The 21,473-nt window shown below is 50.5% G+C and carries 23 protein-coding genes; 12 read left to right on the top strand and 11 right to left on the bottom strand.

Annotated elements, in window-relative coordinates; all coding sequences use genetic code 11:
* Window positions 1-6: 6 nt before the first annotated feature.
* From livG to livK, 4 genes are all read right to left on the bottom strand, one after another.
* Complete coding sequence (livG, locus tag OGV65_RS20840) at window positions 7-774, bottom strand: high-affinity branched-chain amino acid ABC transporter ATP-binding protein LivG (protein WP_003023438.1); 768 nt, start codon at window positions 772-774, stop codon at window positions 7-9.
* Complete coding sequence (gene livM / locus OGV65_RS20835; protein WP_016154835.1) at window positions 771-2,048, bottom strand: branched chain amino acid ABC transporter permease LivM; 1,278 nt, start codon at window positions 2,046-2,048, stop codon at window positions 771-773. Before livM ends, livG begins: the two co-directional genes overlap by 4 nt.
* Window positions 2,045-2,971, bottom strand: a complete 927-nt coding sequence (gene livH, locus OGV65_RS20830) for a high-affinity branched-chain amino acid ABC transporter permease LivH (RefSeq protein ID WP_003023435.1) — start codon at window positions 2,969-2,971, stop codon at window positions 2,045-2,047. The genes livM and livH overlap by 4 nt, the downstream gene beginning before the upstream one ends.
* A gap of 61 nt (window positions 2,972-3,032) precedes the next feature.
* On the bottom strand, window positions 3,033-4,142 hold the full coding sequence (gene livK / locus OGV65_RS20825) for a high-affinity branched-chain amino acid ABC transporter substrate-binding protein LivK (protein ID WP_047501423.1): 1,110 nt from the start codon (window positions 4,140-4,142) through the stop codon (window positions 3,033-3,035).
* 424 nt (window positions 4,143-4,566) lie between these two features.
* On the opposite strand from livK, the gene panM reads away from it, so the two are divergent.
* The gene (panM, locus tag OGV65_RS20820; protein ID WP_016154837.1) at window positions 4,567-4,950 is read left to right on the top strand and encodes an aspartate 1-decarboxylase autocleavage activator PanM; all 384 of its coding nucleotides are present in this window, start codon (window positions 4,567-4,569) and stop codon (window positions 4,948-4,950) included.
* A gap of 157 nt (window positions 4,951-5,107) precedes the next feature.
* Here the strand turns inward: panM and livJ are convergent, their stop codons facing one another.
* The gene (livJ, locus tag OGV65_RS20815; protein ID WP_101700395.1) at window positions 5,108-6,211 is read right to left on the bottom strand and encodes a branched chain amino acid ABC transporter substrate-binding protein LivJ; all 1,104 of its coding nucleotides are present in this window, start codon (window positions 6,209-6,211) and stop codon (window positions 5,108-5,110) included.
* A gap of 528 nt (window positions 6,212-6,739) precedes the next feature.
* Here livJ and OGV65_RS20810 point away from each other — a divergent pair.
* Genes OGV65_RS20810 through dapA form a run of 6 tightly spaced genes read left to right on the top strand, consistent with a single transcriptional unit; the run spans window position 6,740 to window position 11,054 of the window.
* Window positions 6,740-7,144: a PTS sugar transporter subunit IIA gene (locus tag OGV65_RS20810; protein WP_259688787.1), complete on the top strand. Its 405-nt coding sequence runs from the start codon at window positions 6,740-6,742 to the stop codon at window positions 7,142-7,144.
* 3 nt (window positions 7,145-7,147) lie between these two features.
* A complete protein-coding gene (locus OGV65_RS20805) occupies window positions 7,148-7,633 on the top strand; it encodes a PTS sugar transporter subunit IIB (RefSeq protein WP_049283116.1) in 486 nt (161 codons plus the stop codon).
* 15 nt (window positions 7,634-7,648) lie between these two features.
* Window positions 7,649-8,395: a PTS mannose/fructose/sorbose/N-acetylgalactosamine transporter subunit IIC gene (locus OGV65_RS20800; protein ID WP_047501416.1), complete on the top strand. Its 747-nt coding sequence runs from the start codon at window positions 7,649-7,651 to the stop codon at window positions 8,393-8,395.
* Window positions 8,388-9,242 (top strand): PTS system mannose/fructose/sorbose family transporter subunit IID, encoded by an 855-nt coding sequence (locus tag OGV65_RS20795; protein WP_052138036.1) that lies wholly within the window; start codon window positions 8,388-8,390, stop codon window positions 9,240-9,242. The genes OGV65_RS20800 and OGV65_RS20795 overlap by 8 nt, the downstream gene beginning before the upstream one ends.
* Before the next feature lies 1 nt (window position 9,243).
* Window positions 9,244-10,164 (top strand): phosphoglycerate dehydrogenase, encoded by a 921-nt coding sequence (locus tag OGV65_RS20790; protein WP_141875787.1) that lies wholly within the window; start codon window positions 9,244-9,246, stop codon window positions 10,162-10,164.
* On the top strand, window positions 10,164-11,054 hold the full coding sequence (gene dapA, locus OGV65_RS20785) for a 4-hydroxy-tetrahydrodipicolinate synthase (RefSeq protein WP_153689934.1): 891 nt from the start codon (window positions 10,164-10,166) through the stop codon (window positions 11,052-11,054). The genes OGV65_RS20790 and dapA overlap by 1 nt, the downstream gene beginning before the upstream one ends.
* Before the next feature lie 235 nt (window positions 11,055-11,289).
* Here dapA and rpoH read toward each other — a convergent pair whose 3' ends face one another.
* From rpoH to ftsY, 4 genes are all read right to left on the bottom strand, one after another.
* The gene (gene rpoH, locus OGV65_RS20780; RefSeq protein ID WP_005121585.1) at window positions 11,290-12,144 is read right to left on the bottom strand and encodes an RNA polymerase sigma factor RpoH; all 855 of its coding nucleotides are present in this window, start codon (window positions 12,142-12,144) and stop codon (window positions 11,290-11,292) included.
* A gap of 255 nt (window positions 12,145-12,399) precedes the next feature.
* On the bottom strand, window positions 12,400-13,458 hold the full coding sequence (gene ftsX / locus OGV65_RS20775) for a permease-like cell division protein FtsX (RefSeq protein ID WP_016154839.1): 1,059 nt from the start codon (window positions 13,456-13,458) through the stop codon (window positions 12,400-12,402).
* Complete coding sequence (ftsE, locus tag OGV65_RS20770) at window positions 13,451-14,119, bottom strand: cell division ATP-binding protein FtsE (protein ID WP_003023420.1); 669 nt, start codon at window positions 14,117-14,119, stop codon at window positions 13,451-13,453. Before ftsE ends, ftsX begins: the two co-directional genes overlap by 8 nt.
* Before the next feature lie 2 nt (window positions 14,120-14,121).
* Window positions 14,122-15,648, bottom strand: coding sequence for a signal recognition particle-docking protein FtsY (ftsY, locus tag OGV65_RS20765; RefSeq protein WP_235117004.1), 1,527 nt, complete (start codon window positions 15,646-15,648; stop codon window positions 14,122-14,124).
* Window positions 15,649-15,924: 276 nt separating this feature from the next.
* On the opposite strand from ftsY, the gene rsmD reads away from it, so the two are divergent.
* Together rsmD and OGV65_RS20755 are read left to right on the top strand one after the other, a co-directional pair.
* Window positions 15,925-16,521, top strand: coding sequence for a 16S rRNA (guanine(966)-N(2))-methyltransferase (gene rsmD / locus OGV65_RS20760; RefSeq protein ID WP_016157666.1), 597 nt, complete (start codon window positions 15,925-15,927; stop codon window positions 16,519-16,521).
* A complete protein-coding gene (locus tag OGV65_RS20755; RefSeq protein ID WP_016154842.1) occupies window positions 16,511-16,786 on the top strand; it encodes a DUF1145 family protein in 276 nt (91 codons plus the stop codon). Before rsmD ends, OGV65_RS20755 begins: the two co-directional genes overlap by 11 nt.
* Before the next feature lie 84 nt (window positions 16,787-16,870).
* Here the strand turns inward: OGV65_RS20755 and OGV65_RS20750 are convergent, their stop codons facing one another.
* The gene (locus OGV65_RS20750) at window positions 16,871-17,245 is read right to left on the bottom strand and encodes a DUF2500 domain-containing protein (protein ID WP_016154843.1); all 375 of its coding nucleotides are present in this window, start codon (window positions 17,243-17,245) and stop codon (window positions 16,871-16,873) included.
* Window positions 17,246-17,386: 141 nt separating this feature from the next.
* Here OGV65_RS20750 and OGV65_RS20745 point away from each other — a divergent pair, with 141 nt between their 5' ends.
* Window positions 17,387-18,013 (top strand): lysoplasmalogenase, encoded by a 627-nt coding sequence (locus tag OGV65_RS20745; RefSeq protein WP_016154844.1) that lies wholly within the window; start codon window positions 17,387-17,389, stop codon window positions 18,011-18,013.
* A 74-nt stretch (window positions 18,014-18,087) separates the two neighbouring features.
* Window positions 18,088-20,286 carry a Zn(II)/Cd(II)/Pb(II) translocating P-type ATPase ZntA gene (gene zntA, locus OGV65_RS20740; RefSeq protein WP_181220948.1) on the top strand — a complete coding sequence of 733 codons (2,199 nt, stop codon included), beginning with the start codon at window positions 18,088-18,090 and terminating at the stop codon, window positions 20,284-20,286.
* Window positions 20,287-20,332: 46 nt separating this feature from the next.
* On the opposite strand, the gene tusA is transcribed toward zntA, so the two are convergent.
* On the bottom strand, window positions 20,333-20,578 hold the full coding sequence (gene tusA / locus OGV65_RS20735; protein ID WP_003827551.1) for a sulfurtransferase TusA: 246 nt from the start codon (window positions 20,576-20,578) through the stop codon (window positions 20,333-20,335).
* A gap of 168 nt (window positions 20,579-20,746) precedes the next feature.
* On the opposite strand from tusA, the gene OGV65_RS20730 reads away from it, so the two are divergent.
* Window positions 20,747-21,412, top strand: a complete 666-nt coding sequence (locus OGV65_RS20730; RefSeq protein ID WP_019078120.1) for a 7-cyano-7-deazaguanine/7-aminomethyl-7-deazaguanine transporter — start codon at window positions 20,747-20,749, stop codon at window positions 21,410-21,412.
* The last annotated feature ends 61 nt before the right edge of the window (window positions 21,413-21,473 follow it).

Genomic DNA, 21,473 nt, shown 5'->3' with positions numbered 1-21,473 from the left:
CCACCATTATGCTTCACCTAAATAGGCGCGGATCACGTCCGGGTTGTTACGAATCTGTTCCGGCGTCCCGTTCGCCAGCGGCGTGCCCTGATTCACCACGTAAATACGGTCGGAAATACCCATCACCAGCTTCATGTCGTGCTCAATCAACAAAATAGTGGTGTTGTGATGGTTACGCAGTTCAGCAATCAGCTCGTCCAGCTCTTTGGTCTCTTTCGGGTTGAGGCCTGCGGCGGGTTCGTCGAGCATCAGGATTTCCGGCTGGGTCACCATGCAACGTGCAATCTCCAGACGGCGCTGGTCGCCGTAGGCCAGGTTACTGGCCTGACGGTTGGCGTGCTCCAGCAAACCAATACGCTCCAGCCAGGTGGCGGCGCGATCCAACGCTTCACTCTGCGCGCGACGGAACGACGGGGTTTTCAACAGGCCGGAGAAGACGCCGGTTTTCAGCTGCTGATGTTGCGCCACCAGCAGGTTTTCAATCACCGTCATCTCGCGAAACAGACGCACGTGCTGGAAAGTACGCACCACACCCATCCGCGCAATTTGCTGACCCGGCAGCCCTTCCAGATGCTGGTCGCGCAGCTTAATCGTCCCACCCGTCGGCTTATAAAAACCGGTCAGGCAGTTAAAGACCGTGGTTTTTCCCGCGCCGTTTGGCCCGATTAACGAGACGATCTCTTGTGGTCTCAGCTCCAGTTCAACGTTGTTTACCGCCAGCAGACCGCCGAAGCGCATCATCAGGCCGTTGACGGATAATAATGGCTGACTCATGCCTGCTCTCCTTTTGCTTCCCCGTTTTTCAGCTTCAACTGCGGACGGGTCATCGGCAACAAGCCCTGCGGACGCCAGATCATCATCAGTACCATTAAACCACCCAGCATTAACATGCTGTATTCATTGAAATCACGCATCAGCTCGCGTGACACCACCAGCAGGATGGCCGCGAGGATCACTGCGAACTGTGAGCCCATTCCGCCCAGTACCACAATCGCCAGCACAAAGGCCGACTCGGCAAAGGTGAAGGATTCCGGGCTGACAAAACCCTGACGCGCGGCAAACAACGTACCGGCAAAACCGGCGAACGCGGCGCTGATGGTAAAGGCGGTCAGCTTGATGCGCGTAGGGTTTAAGCCCAACGAGCGACAGGCAATTTCATCTTCGCGCAGCGCTTCCCACGCACGACCCAACGGCATACGCAGCAGACGGTTGATGACAAACAGCGAGAAGACCACCAGCAGCAGCGCCACCAGATAGAGGAAAATAACGCGGTCAGAGGGATCGTACTTCACGTTAAAGAAGTTGCTGAAGGTATCCCAGCCACCTTCACGGGCAGTACGGCTGAACTCCAGACCGAAAAAGGTCGGTTTCGGGATCTGGCTGATACCGTTCGGACCACCGGTCACTTCGGTGTTGTTGAGCAGCAGGATACGGACGATTTCGCCGAAGCCTAAAGTCACAATCGCCAGATAGTCACCGCGCAGGCGCAGTACCGGGAAGCCGAGCATAAAGCCCGCAGCAGCGGAAACCAGCCCCGCCAGCGGCAGACAGGTCCAGAAGCCGAGTCCGTAATAGTGGTTCAGCAGCGCGAAGGTGTAAGCACCGATGGCATAGAAGCCGCCGTAGCCCAGCACCAGCAGACCGGAAAGCCCCACCACCACGTTTAAGCCGAGGCCGAGGATGATATAAATCATCGTCAGCGTGGCAATATCAACCGTACCGCGCGACACCATAAACGGCCACGCCACGGCAATCACCAGCAGCGCCACCAGGAACAGCTTCTGTTTAACGGTGGAGCCATCAATCGCCGGCAGAATAAACTTCGGTCCGGAGACGCTCTTCAGGCCCTTCTGGAAAGCTGGACGCAACAGTTGGAAGAGAAAAACCACGCCAGTGCCGATAAACACCCACTGCCAGCGGATATCCGCGGCGGTATCCACCACCAGTTTGGTGCCGTCAAGCTCCAACTGGACACCCATAAAGACGCCCGCCAGGATGAAGAACATAGCGGCAGAGAGCAGCGCCATTGCAAAATGCATCGGTTTCATACTTTCTCTACCTCCGGGCGACCCAGAATACCGGTCGGCATCACCAGCAGCACCAGAATCAGCAGCGCGAATGAAACCACGTCTTTGTATTCGGTACTCAGATAAGCAGAGGAGAGCGCTTCCGCAACACCCAGAATCAGACCGCCGATCATCGCCCCAGGAATGCTGCCGATGCCGCCCAGTACCGCCGCGGTAAAGGCTTTCATCCCGGCCATAAAGCCGATATAGGGGTTAATTACGCCGTAGAACTGGCCGAGCAGTACGCCCGCTACCGCCGCCATTGCCGCGCCAATCACAAAGGTCAGTGCAATCACGCGATCGGTATTTATGCCGAGCAGGCTGGCCATTTTCAGGTCTTCCGCGCAGGCACGGCAGGCACGGCCCATACGGGAGTAACGGATAAACAGCGTCAGCGCCAGCATCGCCAGGAAGGTTACAATCCAGATAACCAACTGCATGGTGGTGATGGAAGCAGAGAAGTTTTCGCTACTGCCGACGGTCCACTGGCCGTTAAACAGGCTGGGCAGCGCCACATCGCGCGAACCTTCCGTCAGGCTGACGTAGTTTTGCAGGAAGATGGACATCCCGATAGCGGAAATCAGCGCGATCAGGCGCTTAGAGCTGCGCACGGGCCGATACGCTACGCGTTCAATGCTCCAGCCGTAGGCGCTGGCAATCACAATCGCGCCGACAAAGCCCGCCGCGACCAGTAGCCAGCTGGAATCAATACCCATCATCATTAGCGCAGCGATGATCATAAAGGAGACATAGCTGCCGATCATATACACCTCGCCATGGGCGAAGTTGATCATGCCGATAATGCCGTACACCATCGTGTAACCGATAGCGATCAGCGCGTAGGTGCTTCCCAGCGTGACGCCGTTAAACATCTGCTGCAAGAAATAGAGGAACTGCTCGGACATAAGGTAACCTTTCTTAACCCGCCCGTTTTGCACGGGCGGTGGGATAACTCGTCTTCAGCTATTACTTCGCGACGGTCGATGATCCGTCCGCGTGCCACTGGAAGACACCAAACTCAAATCCCTTCAAATCGCCTTTTTCGTCCCATTTCAGCGGCCCAATCACGGTGTCAGCCCCGTGTGCTTTCAGATCTTTCACCAGCTCCAACGGCTCTTTGCTACCGCTGCGATCCATTGCTGTCGCCAATGACTGGACGGCTGCATAAGTGATCCACACGTACGGCCCGGTTGGATCTTTCTTGTCAGCTTTGAGCGCATCGACGATAGCTTTATTCGCAGGATCCTGGTCATAGCGTTTTGGCATGGTCACCAGCATGCCTTCAGCGGCATCACCGGCAATATTAGACAGCGACGCATTGCCCACGCCCTCAGGTCCCATAAACTGGGTATTCAGCCCGACGGAGCGAGCCTGGCGCAGCATTTGTCCCATTTCCGGGTAGTAGCCGCCGTAATAAACAAAATCGATATTTTCTTTTTTCAGGCGGGCGATCAGCGCAGAAAAATCTTTTTCCCCGGCAGTGATCCCGTCAAAGAAGACGATATTGGCTTTGCTCGCTTTCAGGCTCTCCTGCACTGAACGCGCCAGGCCTTCACCGTATTGCTGTTTATCGTGAATGATGGCGATGCGTTGCGGCTTCACCTTCTCCAGAATGTATTTCGCGGCGGTCGGCCCCTGAGAGGAGTCCAGGCCCGCTGTACGCATAATGTGTGCGTAACCGCGCTGGGTCAGTTCCGGGTTGGTCGCGCCCGGGGAAATCATCAGAATGCCTTCGTCTTCATAGATATCTGATGCGGGCTGCGTGGAAGATGAGCACAGATGACCAATAACGTACTGAATGCCGTCATTGACGATTTTGTTCGCTACCGCAACGGCCTGTTTCGGATCGCAGGCGTCGTCATATTCGACGGCAACCAGTTTGTCGCCTTTGACCCCGCCTTTGGCATTGATATCTTTAATGGCCTGACGTGCGCCATTAAATTCCATATCACCCCACTGCGCGACCGGACCTGACATCGCCCCGACAACAGCGACCTTGATATCCTCCGCCATGACCGCGTGTGACATTGCCAGTGCTATCACCCCTGCGATGATTGTTTTCGCATTCCGTTTCATTTTCCTGAATCCCCATTCGTGATGATGTATATATTTTGTATTTATGTGGTTAAAAAGCAGACTGTGCTTTTTTTGAACTGTACTATTTTTACCAGTCTCGTTAATGGTTTAGCGCAGTTTTTTAAGCAAATTACGGCTAAAATCTCTATTTTTCAGTCGATTAAGAAAAGATAATATTCTGCTTTTCACTATAGATAAACAAAAAAAAGTGCATTTGTCAGCATAAAATAACGGCACAAAGAGCGGAATAAAATGCTGCATTCCAGGGTATTATCCTGCCTGTTTTTCAATCTCTACTGTTTCAATCTGTCATTGTCGTTGTTACAAAACTATTAACCTGGTTAATCGCATTAAAAAGAGAAAGCATCCGGGCGAATTATTTCGGTACACTGATTCCATCTTTTGTGATTTGGACATGCTGTTAATGAAGCTGACCATCGTTCGTTTAGATAACTTTAGCGACCAGGATCTGATTGATCTGGGCAAAATCTGGCCGGAATATTCCGCCTCATCATTAAGCGTAGATGAAACGCACCGGATCTACGCCGCACGCTTTAACGAGCGTCTGTTAGGTGCCGTGCGGGTAACCCTGAGCGGCACACAAGGCGCACTGGATTCATTGCGCGTGCGCGATATCACCCGCCGTCGCGGCGTCGGGCAGTATTTGATCGAAGAAGTGATCCGGGAAAACCCTGACGTGAGTTCGTGGTGGATGGCCGACGTCGGCGTTGAAGACCGCAGCGTGATGGCCGCATTTATGCAGGTGTTAGGATTTACGGCCCAGGAAAATGGCTGGGAGAAACGGTAGAAAACCGCCCCCAACCAATTGTATTACGAGTATTTTCCCAAGAATTTTGTGTTGCATGCAGGCGGCAAGTTATAAAATCCCCGGAGCTTACATAAGTAAGTGACCGGGGTTGAATAACGCAGCCAACACACCTGCGGCACGAAAGGCGCCGGGAAAATCACTTGGCGTCTGTCGCCGTCCCGTTTGCATGCCAGTCAAACACGCCGAATTCGAAGCCTTTCAGGTCGCCCTTCGCATCCCATGACAGCGGCCCCATCACAGTTTCCACTGAGTTTGCTTTCAGATACTTGGCAATTTCAGCCGGATCATCAGACTGGTTCAGACCGGCCTGCAAAGATTGCAGCGCGGCGTAGGTAGTCCATACGAATGCACCACTCGGATCCTGTTTCTTGGCCTTGATGGCGTCCACAATCGGTTTGTTCGCCGGAACCTGGTCGTAGTTCTTCGGTTTCGTTACCAGTAAGCCTTCTGCTGATTCACCGGCGATGTTAGACAGCGACACGTTCGCTACACCTTCTGGCCCCATAAACTGGGTTTTCAGACCCGCGGCGCGTGCCTGGCGCAGGATTTGCCCCATTTCCGGGTGGTAACCGCCGTAGTAAACGAAATCGATGTTCTCTTTCTTCAAACGCGCTACCAGCGTAGAAAAATCTTTTTCCCCGGCGGTGATCCCGTCAAAGAACACCACGTTGGCGTTACCCTTTTTCAGGCCATCCTGCACCGCGCGGGCCAGGCCTTCACCGTACTGCTGCTTATCATGAATAATCGCGATGCGCTGCGGCTTCACTTTTTCAACGATATATTTGGCGGCCGTTGGGCCCTGATCGGAATCCAGACCAGTGGTACGCATCACCAGGCTATAGCCGCGCGCAGTCAGCTCCGGCGCCGTTGCCGCTGGAGTGATCATCAGAATGCCTTCGTCTTCATAGATGTCTGACGCAGGCTGAGTGGAAGAAGAGCACAGGTGACCGATTACGTATTTAATCCCGTCGTTGACCACTTTGTTCGCAACCGCTACCGCTTGTTTCGGGTCACAGGCATCGTCATATTTCACCATGACCAGTTTGTCACCTTTCACGCCGCCCTTGGCATTGATATCCGCAATTGCCTGCTCTGCGCCGGTAAATTCCTGATCGCCATACTGCGCTACCGGGCCAGACATCGCCCCCACAACAGCAATTTTTATATCTTCTGCTAATGCCATGTTGCTGAATGCGAGTGCAATACATCCTGCCAGTAACGCTTTACCCTTCATTTTCATCCTGAGGTTCCTCATTGTTATGGTTGTTGCATTTGTTGTGATGTTGTTATTTAGCACATTATTCTGATGTTGGCGTCACACCAAGTATAAGACATTGATATTTAGGCATGCTGATCGTGCATTTTCAGCATACTCTGCTAAAACATACCCCATTTTTATGGATTTGAAACGTGAATTTTTGCGATGACATAACATATAGGTGACAAAACTATAAATATCAATTCATCTCCATAATATGACCTTATATCATCGATATAAAATATAATTTTAATTAAGATGCATTGTTGAATATATATAAATAACAGTATTAATTATAAAAACCAAATATTATATTATTTTGTTATGCGTTATATGCATCCGCTAGAAATAGCCATATTAGTCAATACATTCAATATGTGATCTTGGTAACGTTTAAAAATCCATAAAACAATATATATTCAAAGAACAGAAACCACTCTCAAGAACGGAATCTGTTACATACAAAATATAAATCAAACATATGGATTATATATATAAGGAAGATAACCATTGAATCTCTATGATATCATCATATTAACACATGGTGACGCAGGTAAAGAGTTATTAAACAGTAGTGAAATGATTGTTGGCAAAACGAAAAATACAACGGCTATTTCTCTGATCATCGGGATGTCACCAGAAACGTTAATGGAGCAAACAAGGAAAATACTCAGACCCAATATTAAAACCGTTATTCTTACCGATATATATGGTGGAACACCATCAAATGTAGCGACGGTTCTCTCCAGAGAATACCCTATTCATTGTATTAGCGGCGTAAACCTTGCCATGCTGCTTGAAGCGAATATGTTACAAGACTCCGATAAAGAAATCACCATCGAAGAATATGTTCAATGTATTCATGATGCCGGTAAAGATATGGTTCAAAGTTATCAATTTAATAAAGGACAATAGAGTATGAGTATAGTACATGCCCGCATTGATTATCGCCTAATTCATGGACAGGTTATCACCAAATGGCTGAAAAGGAGCAACGCCGATAAAATAATAGTTATTGATGACGAATTATATAATGATCCTTTTTTAGCCGAAGTTTATAAAATGGCGGCCCCCAGCGGCATCGAAGTAATCATGACATCCATTGAGGAAACGACAACCCGCTGGAATGAGAAAAATTTTTATACTGGCAAACTTTTAATCCTTTTCAAATCTATTGATTCAGCATTAAAGACTATTCAGGGCGGATTAGAACTTGAAGAGTTGCAAGTAGGCGGCATAGAAAACATCCCTGGTAGAAAAATCGTCTTTAATCAGATATCAATAAATAAAGAAGATGCAGAAAAACTACAAGTCATAGAAGACAGGAATATTAAAGTTTATTTCCAGACTATCCCAGAAGAAGAACCAGCCAGTCTGCAAAAAATAAAGAATAAGTTACCTTAAAAAGGAGAGGAACTTATGGGCGTTTCTACAGCAATATTGATTGGTTTAGTTTATTGGATATCACAAGCGAAGGTATGGTATGGCTTTTCAATCATGCGCATGCCGTTATCTATTGCCCCCATTATGGGAATTATCTTTGATGATATGCCGACTGCATTATCAGTCGGTGCGACATTACAGATGATCTATATAGGAAGTATTGCTCCTGGTGGGAACCCGCCAGCAGATGAGGGATTGGCCTCCTGCATCGCTATACCTATTGCTCTTACTGCGGGGATAAAACCTGAAATAGCGATTTCGTTGGCAATCCCAATAGGTTTATTAGGGGTTGTTCTCGAAAACGTTCGTAAAACGGTTAATACCACATTTGTTCATATGGCCGATCGCTATGCCGAAAAAGCAGATATCAAAGGGATTCAGCGGGTAGCAACTATCTATCCTATTCTGTTGGCCTTCCCTATGCGCTTCGTTCCTGTTTTCGTTGCCTGTTTGTATGGCCCAGATGCTATTTCCTCATTTGTCAAACTATTACCCTCCTGGACCACCAACGGCTTAGCTATCGCTGGTAATATTCTTCCAGCATTAGGTTTTGCTATCACTATCATTGTGATCGGGAAAAAACAATACATCCCGTTATTCATCATTGGTTTCTTCTTGGTCACATATTCAGGGTTAAACACCATAGGGATATCCATTTTTGGTTTATGTGCTGTTCTCTTATACATGCAATCAAAAACTGCGAAAGGAACACAAAATGGCTAATAATATCGACTTAAAGGAAGCCGAAAGCTCACCAATTACGAATAGAGATGTGCAGATTGTCTGGTTAAAATGGCATGCTTTCTCGGAAACATCATTAAATTTTGAACGGTTACAGGCTCTAGCCTTTTGTAATTCAATGACAGGGATTTTAGCTAAGCTATACCCGAATAAGAGGGATCTTTCAAAAGCGTTACAGCGCCATTTGACGATGTTTAACACACAAGCTAACTGGGGCTCAGTGGTAAACGGCATCACTATCGCACTAGAAGAAAAAGCATCCCAGGAACCGGAAGAACAGCGAACAGCCACAACCCAATTAGTGACCAGTTTAAAAACGGGGCTAATGGGTCCAGTCTCAGGTATCGGGGATACGCTAGATTTTGGCACATTGCGACCTATTGTTATTGGGGTATGTATTCCTTTTGTATTGCAAGGGTACGTATTAGCCGCATTACTGCCATTGATCTATCAAGTTGTTTATATGTTCTTCGCTAGCCGATTTGCACTTAATATTGGTTATAAAAAGGGGAAAGAGTCAATTTTAGAGATACTCCACTCTGGCAGTATCCATAAAATTATTGAAGGCGCAGGTATGTTCGGCCTGTTGATGATGGGGGCGCTTTCTGCCACTTATGTAAAGATTAAGACACCGCTACATATTACTACTGGTGGGGGGAATACTATTGTCCTGCAGGACATGTTAGACAAAATTGTGCCTAACTTACTCCCCCTGGTTGCGGTTCTCGGTATTTATATATACATCCAGAAGTGTGGACCGCATTTCCTAAGAATACTGGTAGCAATCCTCTCTTTAAGCCTTATTTTTTCATTCTTCGGTTTATTGTAATATGAAAAAAATACTTATAACGCCAAGGCCCTTTCTTAGTAAGGGGCAAAAATATCTGGATGAATTACAGGCAGCAGGTTATATCGTCGAATGTAATACGAGCGGCGGACGTTTTAGTAAAGAAGAGTTGATGGTAAAAATTAAAGATGCCGATGCTATTATTACAGGCAACGACCCTTTAGATCAAGACGTTATAGATTGTGCGAAAAAACTAAAAGTAATCTCAAAATATGGTGTTGGTTTAGATAATATAAACGTTGAGTATGCGAACAGCAGAAATATTGTGGTGCATAAAGCACTCAACGCCAATTCTGTATCGGTAGCAGAAATGGCTATTCTAATGATGCTATCCAGTGCCAGAAAGTATGTTGAAATCGAACAACAGGCTAAATGCAGTAATGATGTAAGATTGGTGGGTACTGAGTTACATAAAAAGACATTAGGGCTGATTGGCCTTGGTGCTATTGGCAAACATGTAGCCCACATCGCTAACGCTATGGGTATGGAGATCATTGCATACGACCCTTATATCAATCAGAGTCAGGTTTTTCCGTATATAAACTTTAAAGAGTTAGATGAGGTGTATCAGCTCAGTGATGTTATCTCGCTTCATTTGCCTTTACTAGATAGCACCAGGCACATGATTGATCAGCACGCATTCGAAAAAATGAAACCTTCCGCAATATTAATAAATACTGCACGAGGCGGTTTGATTGATGAAGATAGTTTATACAATGCTTTAATTACTCATAAAATTTCTTTTGCTAGTGAAGATATTGAACTTAAAGAACGAAAAGAAGAAACAAAACAACTCATGAATTACTCGATCACGCCACATGCGGCTTCGTTTACTCAGGAAGCAGATCTTAACACAATTCAAATCTCGATTAAAAATGTTACCAACGAACTGGAGAAAAGATAATGAAAGAACTTAAGGGAATTATTACTGCGATGGTGACACCATTTGATGAAACGGAAAAAATGGATATCCCGGCAGCAAGAAAGATGGCTCGCTGGTTAGTCAATAATGGTGTTCATGGATTATTTATTTGTGGCACCAACGGTGAATTTCATCTGTTATCAGATGATGAAAAAGTAGAACTCACCAAAGCAGTTGTTGATGAAGTGGGTAATGACGTAACTATTTGCGCCGGTGCCGGTTGCTGTAGCACACAGCAAACTATTGCTCTGACTCAACGACTTGTTGATGCTGGCGCAGATTACATTTCAGTTGTAACCCCCTACTATCTGGTGCCTAATCAGGAAGATTTATATAAACATTACTATGATATTGCGGCCAGCACAGCAGCACCTATTATTCTATACAATCTCCCAGGGCAAACGGGCCTAAGTATTGAATACGAAACAGCGAATCGCCTGGCTGATATCGATAATATCGTGGCAATCAAAGATAGCAGTGGAAAATTTGAAGTACAAAAACAGTACCTTGAGATTTCAAAACACAAAAATTTTAAAGTATTGAACGGTTCAGATTCGCTGATGCTTGATGCATTTAAAGAAGGTTCAGTTGCCAGCGTCGCAGCCACATCAAATGTTTTACCGAAGATTGAAGTGGATTTGTATAACTACTTTATCGCGGGGCAGTTGGATAAAGCACAGGAAGAGCGTAATAAGATCGATGCGCTGCGTATGAACATTAAGAAAATGACCGCACCTGCAGTAATGAAAGAGGCTCTTAACTTAATGGGGATCACCGCAGGCATTACCAGAAGACCAATACATATGCCCAATGAAATCATCACTCAGGATATCAAAGAGATGCTGGCAGCCTATAATCTCCTGCCACAATAAGTTATACCGACAGTATTCGGCTGCATTAAGGTGACATGTTTGCCCAGAAACCGGGCAAACATGTCACCTTGTCAGGCGCAGGGGCATCAATCACTTCGGCTCCCCCACAACACCAGAGAGGCAAAAGCAAACCTGGCAGAGGAAAGCGTGATAGCAGTTTGGAGTATCAATCAGACATAAAAAACCCCCGAATGGGCATCCAGGGGTTATAGGGGCAATGCGTTAAACGGCGTGATTACGCTTCGATCGCCGCACGCAGTTTTTTCATGGCGTTCTTTTCAAGCTGACGAACACGTTCAGCAGAGACGCCGTAGCGATCGGCCAGTTCTTGCAACGTCGACTTGTTGTCTTCGTCCAGCCAACGGGCGCGAATGATGTCCTGGCTACGCTCGTCCAGACCCTCCATTGCGTGGGTCAGTTTATTCGCGGCCTGATCTTCCCAGTTATCTTCTTCAATGCCGTCGGCAAAGTTAGATGATTTATCCTGCAGATACAGAACCGGCGCCATCGGCTGGCTGTCAGACTCGTCGTCTGAAGACATGTCAAACGTCATGTCCTGCGCCGCCATACGGGATTCCATTTCGCGCACGTCTTTGCTGGAAACACCCAGCTCACGAGCAACCATTTCAACTTCGTCCTGATTGAACCAGCCCAGACGCTGCTTGGTTTTACGCAGGTTAAAGAACAGCTTACGCTGCGCTTTGGTGGTCGCGACTTTTACGATACGCCAGTTACGCAGAACGTATTCGTGGATCTCAGCTTTGATCCAGTGCACGGCGAAAGAAACCAGGCGCACACCCACTTCCGGGTTGAAACGGCGCACGGCTTTCATCAGGCCGATATTGCCTTCCTGAATCAGATCCGCCTGCGGCAGGCCATAGCCCGCATAATTACGAGCAACATGAACAACAAAGCGCAGGTGAGACAGGATCAGCGTTTTAGCTGCTTCCAGATCGCCCTGGTAATGCAGCTTTTCAGCAAGTAGCCGCTCCTCGTCAGCCGACAACATCGGCCACGCGTTCGCAGCCCGGATGTAAGATTCCAGGTTACCAACAGGGGCTAAAGCTAAATTTTGCATTTCTTTGGTCATTCAAATCCTCTCAATCTTTTCATCTGACGCGTTGGCTAAAACCAATAGCAACAACCATGCCAGAGCTTATGAGCAACGAGAATATCATTCAATCTTTTATCAGACAGTGATTTTATCCACAAGTTCCATGTCGTAATGTGTATAGATTACGCACAAAATGTGACATCACAATGAATACGCTGGGAAGAGATAACAGGGACTCTTTCCCTGCAGAGCGAACTACTCAGTGCAGGGAAAGATTATACCAGAGATTTTTTAATCGGGGGTAAAGTGGCGTAAATGTTGAACCGTGGCAAGCCAGGCTGCCACCCAGCCAATCATCGAGCACACCAGCAGCAATAACAGGCATTCGTCGAATGATAAGCCGTTGATATCAAACTTAGTTCCAAAAACCTGCGCCACCTCAGTTACCGCTGACGACAGGCGCATCACCAAAATTTCTGACAAAATCAGTGAAAGAAATGCGCCGGAAAAACCGAGCAGCGCACCGCCGTAGAGGAACGGACGCAGGATAAACCCATCCGTCGCGCCAATCAGTTTCTGCACGTTAATGGTATCGCGACGCGCAAAAATACTCAGCCGCACACTGTTACCGATGACGAGGAAGACCGCCGCTACCATCAGCACGCCAATCATCGCGGAGACGCGTCCGACAAGGCCCGTCAGCGCCGCCAGACGGGCAAACCAGCTGTCATCCATGCGCACTTCATCAATACCGTTGATTTGTGCGATACGGTCGCGCAGCGTGTTCAGCGACTCCGTGCCCTGGAAGTCCAGTTTCGGGATAACTACCGCCACGGCCGGTAGCGGGTTCTCTTCCAGCATATCCAGCGCGCCGCCAAAGCCGGACCAGTTACGGAATTCGCCCAGCGCGTCATCGCGGGAAAGATAATTCACTTTCTCCACGCCCTGCTCGGCCTGCAACTGACCAACCACCCGCGCTGCTGCATCATCATCCAGCGTTTTTTGCAGGTAAACGGTGATCTGCGGAGAAGGATAATACTGGCTTGCCGCATGGTCGACGTTCTTATAAACCATGTAGCATACGCTTGGCAGCGTCAGGGAGATGGCAATAACCATCACCGTCAGGAACGTCGCCAACGGCTTGCTTTTCAGGTCCTGTAACGCGCCCTGGAACGCGTAGCGTACCTGCTCGTTAAAGACATTGGTTTTACGCGAGTTCGGCTTTGGCGCGGCTTTCGCCCGCTTTGGCGCGTTACGACCGCCATCTCCCGGCGCGCCGCCCGATTTACGGAAGCGATCCAGTCGGCCACCGAACTGTTTGATTTGATTAATAGCGTCACGTCTATTCATGCGCCAGGCCTCCATGCAGATGTCCATCGCTCAGAACCATTTGGCGATAGGAGCGACGGGAGATCAGGCCAATATCGTGCGTGGCCATTAATACCGTGACCCCGACGCGGTTAAACTCTTCAAACAGGCGAAGGATCCCTTCCGACAACGCGTCATCCAGGTTCCCTGTTGGTTCATCCGCCAGCAATACCGCCGGTTTGTTCACCACCGCACGGGCGATACCCACGCGCTGTTGTTCACCGCCGGAGAGCTGAATAGGGAAGTTTTTCGCTTTGTCCAACAGTCCGACCTTATCCAGCGCCGCTGACACGCGACGACGAATATCGTCCCCGCTGGCGCCCGCGATGATCAGCGGGATTGCCACGTTGTCAAACACGGTTCTGTCCATCAACAGGTGGTGATCCTGAAAAATCATGCCAATCTGACGACGCAGAAACGGCACTTCACGGTTTTTCAAACGGCTGATGTCATGCCCGCTGAAGTAGATTTTCCCGGCGCTGGGCCGTTCAATTCCACAAATCAGCTTCAGCAGGGTACTTTTCCCCGCACCGGAGTGGCCGGTCAGAAATGCCATCTCGCCAGGCTGCATATGGAAGGTAACTCCCTGCAGCGCTTGTCTCCCACCGAGATAGGCCTTGCTGACATGTTCAAAGCGAATCATTGTTAATCCTCTCGGGCAAAAAGTGCCTCTATAAAATCGTCCGCTTTAAACGGACGTAAATCCTCGATACGTTCGCCTACACCGATATAGCGGATAGGGATGCCAAACTGATCGGCAACCGAGAAGATGACCCCGCCCTTCGCCGTACCGTCCAGCTTAGTCAGGGTGATACCGGTTAAGCCCACCGCTTCATGGAACAGTTTGGCCTGGCTTATCGCATTCTGCCCGGTGCTGGCGTCGATAGTCAGCATAACTTCATGCGGCGCATCTTCGTCGAGCTTCTTCATGACGCGAACGATTTTTTTCAATTCTTCCATCAGGTGCGATTTGTTCTGCAAACGCCCTGCGGTATCAGCGATCAGCACATCTACATTACGCGCCTTCGCCGCCTGGATGGCATCAAAGATGACGGACGCGGAATCCGCGCCGGTATGCTGAGCAATCACCGGGATGTTGTTACGCTGACCCCAGACCTGCAGCTGCTCTACCGCCGCCGCACGGAAGGTATCGCCCGCCGCCAGCATCACCGATTTACCCTGCTGCTCAAACTGACGCGCCAGCTTTCCGATAGTGGTGGTTTTACCCACGCCGTTGACGCCAACCATTAAGATAACAAACGGCGTCTTGCCATCAACATTCAGCGGTTCTTCCACCTTCGCCAGAATCTCGCCCATCTCTTCTTTCAGCAGGCCGTACAGCGCTTCCGCGTCTTTGAGCTGCTTACGGCTGGCACCTTCCGTCAGATTTGCAATAATCTTGCGGGTCGTTTCTACGCCCACGTCGGCAATCAGCAGTTGCTCTTCCAGCTCTTCAAACAGATCATCGTCGATCTTTTTACCACGGAACAGACTGATAAATCCGGAACCAAGGTTTTCTTTTGTTTTCAGGAGGCTGCGTTTCAGACGCGCAAAGAAACCTTCTTTCGTTGGTTTTTCCTGCTCCTGGACTCCCTCTTCTTCTGTCGGTGCTTCTACGGCAGGTTCTTCTACCGGCACCACCATCACGGCTTCTTCAACTGCCTCAGCCGCCAGCGCCTGCGCTTCCAGCTCTTCATCAGCCAGGTGCGGTTCGTTTTCGGCTTCCTCTTCAACCGCCTCAACGATTTCCACGGTTTCCGCTTCGGCCTGCCACTCTTCGGCAGAAACCTCTTCGGTTTTCACCTCTTCCGGCAGCGGCAATTCTTCGCGTTCGATAACCGTCGCCGCTGGCGTTTCCACAACAGGTTCAGCAGCGGGTTCAGCAACCAGCTCAATCTCCGGCTGCGATTGTTCGGCAACAGGTTCTGCTTCCGGCTGCAGTTTTTCGATTTCCGCAACCTGTTCAGTCACTTCAACAACTTCAGCTGCAAAAGCTTCCGTTTCCGCCTCGCTACGGGTTTCCTCGGCGCGCGGCTGTTCGTCAACGACGGTAGTTTCTTCAGCAACCGGTTGTTGTTCTTCGTTTTTTAATTCTGTCTCGTTTTCCGGTGCCTGCTCTTTTTGACCAAAGCCCAGCCAGGAAAAAAAGCCACGTTTTTTCTCTTTCGCCATTTGCGACTACACTCCCCCGCTGTTGCTTCATGGCACAGCGTCAACGCTATGTACATAGCAGCTAAAAAAATGATGAAATAGTCTATCACTTATACCCGATGAATTTCGAGTTACGTCAAGGCGGCAAGCGCACGAATCCCGATGAGCTTACTTTTAGTAAGTGATTTGGGTGAGAAAGTGCAGCCAACGAAGAGGTAACTTGAAAGGCGACGGGTTAACTTAACTCACATCACCGCCTGGAATGACACGTCAGCAGCGGATTGAGCAATAATTGAAATGAAAAAACCGAATCACTCTGGTAGCGGCCAGATCCGCATTATTGGTGGTCAATGGCGTGGCCGTAAACTCCCGGTTCCGGATAGTCCCGGTCTGCGCCCAACCACCGACCGCGTACGCGAAACCTTATTTAACTGGCTGGCCCCGGTAATGGTCGATGCTCACTGCCTGGACTGCTTCGCCGGCAGCGGCGCGCTGGGGCTGGAAGCCCTCTCTCGCTATGCGGCAAATGCGACGCTTCTGGAAATGGATCGCGCGGTATCACAGCAGCTACAAAACAATCTCGCCACGCTGAAAGCTCCCCATGCCCGGGTCGTCAACACCAATACCCTGACATTTTTGGCCCAGACGGGTACGCCGCATAACGTGGTGTTTGTTGACCCGCCGTTTCGCAAAGGATTACTGGAAGAAACATTAACTCTTCTGGAAACTCATGGCTGGCTGGCAAATGAAGCGTATATTTACGTTGAAAGCGAAGTAGAAAACGGTTTGCCGCCGGTTCCGGTGAACTGGTCGCTGTACCGCGAAAAAGTCGCCGGACAGGTCGCCTATCGCCTTTACCAACGTGAAGCACGAGGAGAACACGATGCTGATTAACCTGGGACGCCTGCTGATGTTGTGCGTCTGGGCATTTTTACTACTCAATATTTTCCAACCCTTTCCACGCCCGCTTAACATCTTCGTTAACGTCGCACTGATTTTTATGGTGCTGATGCATGGCATGCAACTGGCGCTGTTAAAAAGCACCATGCCTAAAGATGGCCCGCAGATGACCCGCGGAGAGAAAATCCGTATTTTTCTGTTCGGCGTCTTTGAGTTACTGGTTTGGCAGAAGAAGATTAAAGATCAGTTGAAAAAGTAACTGTGATCTTTTCGCCCGGCGGCGCTTAGCAGGCCGGGGCGACAAAATCTCCAGGCCGGACAAAGCGTAAGCCGCAATCCGGCATCAGTCAGATGAAACCTTAGCGTTCACTGTAAAATCAACAAAACGCGAACCTTTATAACTCAGCGTTCCCTTATCCCCGACCGTTAACGCATGGTACTGCTGGGCATCCAGACGAAACGTCTGCTCGAAGCCGCCACTTTGTGGCTTAAAACTGACTTCATAGCGCATGCTGGTCCCCGCCGGGCTCACTTCCTGCTGGCGGGATCGCCGATCGTTAAGCGGTTTTTCCCGTTTGTTACTCACCACCACCTGCTTTTGCACTAACGGCGCAGTATCATTATCGGCTTTTTCACGCCGCTGCTGAACGAAGCGAAACGACGCAGCAACAACGATTAAGACAATGATAACAATGAAAAAAAGTGGTGGCTTGCTCATATTATTAACCCATCAGAAAATGCGGAAATAAGCATACATTGCCTGTTATGGTGTTGTCATCTGGCAGTGTCGACCTCTACACTGAACAGTAGAGCCGTGAGCACCCCGCTTACGAAAAAATAACGAATTCAAGGAACTAAGATGCTTTGGTCGTTTATCGCTGTCTGCCTTTCCGCATGGTTGTTCGTGGATGCTTCCTATCGTGGGCCCGCCTGGCAACGCTGGGTCTTTAAACCCCTAACGTTACTCCTGCTGGCGCTGCTGGCCTGGCAGGCGCCAATGTTTAATGCTGTCAGCTATCTGGTGTTGGCAGGCCTGCTTGCCTCGCTGCTGGGCGATGCGCTGACGCTGTTACCGCGCCAACGCCTTTTGTATGCCGTGGGGGCATTCTTCCTGTCGCATCTGCTGTATACCATTTACTTCGCCAGCCAAATGACGCTGTCGTTCTTCTGGCCTTTGCCGTTGGTGCTGGTGGTGCTGGGGGCGTTGCTGATTGCCGTGATCTGGACGCGACTTGAAGAGCTACGCATCGCTATCTGTACCTTTATTGGTATCACGCTGATGATGGTCTGGATGGCTGGTGAGCTGTGGTTTTTCCGCCCGACCGCTCCGGCGCTGTCGGCCTTTATGGGCGCATCACTCCTGTTCATCGGCAACATTGTCTGGCTGGGTAGCCATTACCGTCGCCGCTTTCGCGCCGATAACGCAATTGCTGCCGCCTGCTACTTCGCCGGACATTTCCTGATTGTTCGTTCGTTGTATCTTTAAAACGCTTGACTCTGGAGTCGACTCCAGAGTGTATCCTCCGGTTAATATGAAATGATTATCAACCGGAGGATGCCATGTCGACACCCGATTCCAGTGGCAAAAAAGCCCCACAATTTTCTTCTTTCAAGCTAGCGCCAGCGCCACAAAAGGCTGACGACTGCTGCTGCGAAGGAAGTTGCTCCACCCCACCACCCGTATCCGGTACCGTAATGGGTACCCGCTACTCCTGGAAAGTGGCAGGCATGGACTGTGCAGCCTGCGCCCGAAAAGTGGAGAATGCGGTCCGCCAGGTCAACGGCGTCAACCAGGTCCAGGTTCTGTTCGCCACCGAAAAACTGGTAGTCGACGCGGGTTCCGATATCCGCCTGCAAGTTGAAAGCGCAGTGCAAAATGCAGGCTATACCCTGCGCGATGAGCAAGCGCCAGACGCCGCCCCCGAGTCGCGGTTTAAAGAGAACCTGCCGCTGATTTCGCTGATTATCATGATGGCGATTAGCTGGGGGCTGGAGCAGTTCAATCACCCCTTTGGCCAGATAGCATTTATCGCCACCACGCTGGTAGGTCTGTATCCCATTGCCCGTCAGGCCCTGCGTCTGATGAAAACCGGCAGCTACTTTGCCATTGAAACGTTGATGAGCGTGGCCGCCATTGGCGCACTGTTTATCGGCGCGACGGCAGAAGCCGCCATGGTGCTGCTGCTGTTTTTAATTGGCGAACGCCTGGAAGGATGGGCCGCCAGCCGCGCCCGTAAAGGGGTCAGCGCACTGATGGCGCTCAAGCCGGAAACCGCCACGCGCCTGCGTAACGGCGAGCGCGAAGAGGTTGCTATCAATACTCTCCAGCCAGGCGATGTTATCGAGGTTGCCGCGGGTGGGCGTTTACCTGCCGACGGCAAGCTGGTCTCCGGATTTGCCAGCTTTGATGAAAGCGCCCTGACCGGCGAATCGATACCGGTTGAGCGCGCCACCGGCGAGAAAGTCCCGGCGGGCGCCACCAGCGTGGACCGTCTGGTAACGCTGGAAGTACTCTCCGAACCGGGTGCCAGCGCCATTGACCGTATTCTGAAATTGATTGAAGAAGCGGAAGAACGCCGCGCCCCCATTGAGCGCTTTATTGACCGTTTCAGCCGGATTTACACCCCAGCCATTATGGCGGTTGCGTTGTTGGTCACCCTTGTACCACCGCTGCTGTTTGCCGCATCCTGGCAGGAGTGGATTTATAAAGGGCTGACGCTGCTGCTGATTGGCTGCCCATGTGCGCTGGTGATTTCCACACCCGCAGCCATTACCTCTGGCCTTGCCGCTGCGGCGCGTCGTGGCGCGTTAATCAAAGGCGGGGCCGCGCTGGAGCAGTTGGGTAGGGTAACGCAGGTCGCGTTTGATAAAACCGGCACCCTGACCATCGGTAAACCGCGCGTCACGGCGATTCACCCGGCAAGCGGTATTGGCGAGGCAGAACTGCTGGCGCTGGCGGCAGCAGTAGAGCAAGGCGCGACGCACCCGCTGGCGCAGGCGATTGTTCGGGAAGCCCAAACGCGCGAACTGACTATCCCTGTCGCAAAAGATCAGCGGGCGCTGGTTGGCTCTGGCATTGAAGCACTGGTCAACGGTGAACGCGTGCTGATTTGCGCCGCCGGTAAGCAGCCTGCCGATGCTTTTGCCGGGCAGATAAGCGAGCTGGAAAGCGCGGGTCAAACGGTGGTGCTGGTGCTGCGTAACGATGCCGTTCTCGGCGTGCTGGCTCTACAGGACACGCTGCGCGACGACGCCCGTAGCGCCATCAGCGAGCTTAATCAGATTGGCGTGAAAGGGGTGATTCTGACGGGCGATAACCCGCGAGCGGCGGCAGCTATTGCCAGTGAATTGGGTCTCGAATTCAAAGCGGGTCTATTACCGGAAGATAAAGTACAGGCCGTTACCCATCTTAACCAACAGTCGCCGCTGGCGATGGTCGGCGACGGCATCAACGACGCTCCGGCAATGAAAGCAGCCACCATTGGCATTGCGATGGGAAGCGGGACCGATGTCGCGCTGGAAACCGCCGATGCAGCCCTGACCCACAACCGCCTGCGTGGTCTGGTGCAAATGATTCAGTTAGCCCGCGCCACCCACGCCAATATTCGCCAGAACATTGCGATTGCGCTAGGCCTGAAGGGGATTTTTCTCGTCACCACGCTGCTCGGAATAACCGGACTGTGGCTGGCGGTGCTGGCAGATACGGGGGCGACGGTACTGGTGACCGCTAACGCGCTGCGGTTACTACGTAAAGGATAATGCGTCTGTGCCGGACGGCTGTTGCATTAGCGCCATCCGGCTAAGATTACTGGCCTTTGCGCACCAGATAGCGGTACGGCAGAGAGTCGGTCTCTTTTGCCACCAGCTCATGCTCCATAAAGGTACAGAAGCCAGGAATGTCACGGGTTGTCGCCGGATCGTCGGCGACAATCAGCAGCGTTTCACCCGCTTGCATGCCGCGCACGGTTTTACGCACCATCATTACGGGTTCCGGGCAGCGCAGCCCCTGGGCATCAAGAGTATGGTCGGGAGAGGTAAACAGATCGCTCATCGTAGTCTCGTTCATTCAAAAACGGCGTTATTTTACGCTCTGTTGTGGCGTAAGCCAATCAGGTTAACGATTGCGTGAAAAACAACCATTGCAATGTGCTATTAAAGCAGTATCATGCGACGGTTTTTTATTGGGTTCCCTCACCCCATCCAACAAAAAGGTCACAATATGACTCCGTTTACACAATCTCAACGCGTAAAAGCGTTGTTTTGGCTATCGCTATTTCATCTGCTGGTGATCACCTCCAGCAACTATCTGGTGCAGCTACCGATCTCCATTTTTGGTTTCCATACCACATGGGGCGCTTTCAGCTTTCCGTTTATTTTCCTCGCGACCGATCTGACCGTGCGTATTTTTGGCGCACCGTTGGCACGACGTATCATCTTTGCGGTAATGATCCCCGCGCTGCTGATCTCCTATGTCGTTTCATCACTGTTCTATATGGGATCGTGGCAGGGATTCGGCGCACTGCTGCACTTTAATCTGTTTGTCGCCCGTATCGCCGCCGCCAGCTTTATGGCTTACGCGCTGGGTCAAATTCTGGATGTGCATGTCTTTAACCGCCTGCGTCAGAATCGTCGCTGGTGGCTGGCGCCAACGGCTTCCACGCTGTTTGGCAACATCAGCGATACGTTAGCCTTCTTCTTTATCGCTTTCTGGCGCAGCCCGGATGCCTTTATGGCCGAGCACTGGATGGAAATCGCGCTGGTTGACTACTGCTTCAAAGTGCTGATCAGCATTATTTTCTTCCTGCCGATGTACGGCGTGCTGCTGAATATGTTACTGAAAAGGCTGGCAGATAAATCCGAAATCTCTGCATTGCAGACGAGTTAAAGGTTCATTTTCCGAGTTGTGATAAGATGGACGAATGAGCCGTTATGGCCGTTTATCGAAA

The sequence above is a fragment of the Citrobacter sp. Cb004 genome (assembly GCF_030337065.1).
In the GTDB taxonomy this organism is placed as follows: domain Bacteria; phylum Pseudomonadota; class Gammaproteobacteria; order Enterobacterales; family Enterobacteriaceae; genus Citrobacter; species Citrobacter braakii.
The sequence above is the reverse complement of the archived record's forward strand: the minus strand, read 5'-3'. Positions and strand labels throughout refer to the sequence as shown.

What these genes read in the sequence shown, in the direction of transcription:
- livG (WP_003023438.1), bottom strand. Translation starts at nt 774, where the DNA reads ATGAGTCAGCCATTATTATCCGTCAACGGCCTGATGATGCGCTTCGGC.
- livM (WP_016154835.1), bottom strand. Translation starts at nt 2,048, where the DNA reads ATGAAACCGATGCATTTTGCAATGGCGCTGCTCTCTGCCGCTATGTTC.
- livH (WP_003023435.1), bottom strand. Translation starts at nt 2,971, where the DNA reads ATGTCCGAGCAGTTCCTCTATTTCTTGCAGCAGATGTTTAACGGCGTC.
- livK (WP_047501423.1), bottom strand. Translation starts at nt 4,142, where the DNA reads ATGAAACGGAATGCGAAAACAATCATCGCAGGGGTGATAGCACTGGCA.
- panM (WP_016154837.1), top strand. Translation starts at nt 4,567, where the DNA reads ATGAAGCTGACCATCGTTCGTTTAGATAACTTTAGCGACCAGGATCTG.
- livJ (WP_101700395.1), bottom strand. Translation starts at nt 6,211, where the DNA reads ATGAAAATGAAGGGTAAAGCGTTACTGGCAGGATGTATTGCACTCGCA.
- OGV65_RS20805 (WP_049283116.1), top strand. Translation starts at nt 7,148, where the DNA reads ATGAGTATAGTACATGCCCGCATTGATTATCGCCTAATTCATGGACAG.
- OGV65_RS20800 (WP_047501416.1), top strand. Translation starts at nt 7,649, where the DNA reads ATGGGCGTTTCTACAGCAATATTGATTGGTTTAGTTTATTGGATATCA.
- OGV65_RS20795 (WP_052138036.1), top strand. Translation starts at nt 8,388, where the DNA reads ATGGCTAATAATATCGACTTAAAGGAAGCCGAAAGCTCACCAATTACG.
- OGV65_RS20790 (WP_141875787.1), top strand. Translation starts at nt 9,244, where the DNA reads ATGAAAAAAATACTTATAACGCCAAGGCCCTTTCTTAGTAAGGGGCAA.
- dapA (WP_153689934.1), top strand. Translation starts at nt 10,164, where the DNA reads ATGAAAGAACTTAAGGGAATTATTACTGCGATGGTGACACCATTTGAT.
- rpoH (WP_005121585.1), bottom strand. Translation starts at nt 12,144, where the DNA reads ATGACCAAAGAAATGCAAAATTTAGCTTTAGCCCCTGTTGGTAACCTG.
- ftsX (WP_016154839.1), bottom strand. Translation starts at nt 13,458, where the DNA reads ATGAATAGACGTGACGCTATTAATCAAATCAAACAGTTCGGTGGCCGA.
- ftsE (WP_003023420.1), bottom strand. Translation starts at nt 14,119, where the DNA reads ATGATTCGCTTTGAACATGTCAGCAAGGCCTATCTCGGTGGGAGACAA.
- ftsY (WP_235117004.1), bottom strand. Translation starts at nt 15,648, where the DNA reads ATGGCGAAAGAGAAAAAACGTGGCTTTTTTTCCTGGCTGGGCTTTGGT.
- rsmD (WP_016157666.1), top strand. Translation starts at nt 15,925, where the DNA reads ATGAAAAAACCGAATCACTCTGGTAGCGGCCAGATCCGCATTATTGGT.
- OGV65_RS20755 (WP_016154842.1), top strand. Translation starts at nt 16,511, where the DNA reads ATGCTGATTAACCTGGGACGCCTGCTGATGTTGTGCGTCTGGGCATTT.
- OGV65_RS20750 (WP_016154843.1), bottom strand. Translation starts at nt 17,245, where the DNA reads ATGAGCAAGCCACCACTTTTTTTCATTGTTATCATTGTCTTAATCGTT.
- OGV65_RS20745 (WP_016154844.1), top strand. Translation starts at nt 17,387, where the DNA reads ATGCTTTGGTCGTTTATCGCTGTCTGCCTTTCCGCATGGTTGTTCGTG.
- zntA (WP_181220948.1), top strand. Translation starts at nt 18,088, where the DNA reads ATGTCGACACCCGATTCCAGTGGCAAAAAAGCCCCACAATTTTCTTCT.
- tusA (WP_003827551.1), bottom strand. Translation starts at nt 20,578, where the DNA reads ATGAGCGATCTGTTTACCTCTCCCGACCATACTCTTGATGCCCAGGGG.
- OGV65_RS20730 (WP_019078120.1), top strand. Translation starts at nt 20,747, where the DNA reads ATGACTCCGTTTACACAATCTCAACGCGTAAAAGCGTTGTTTTGGCTA.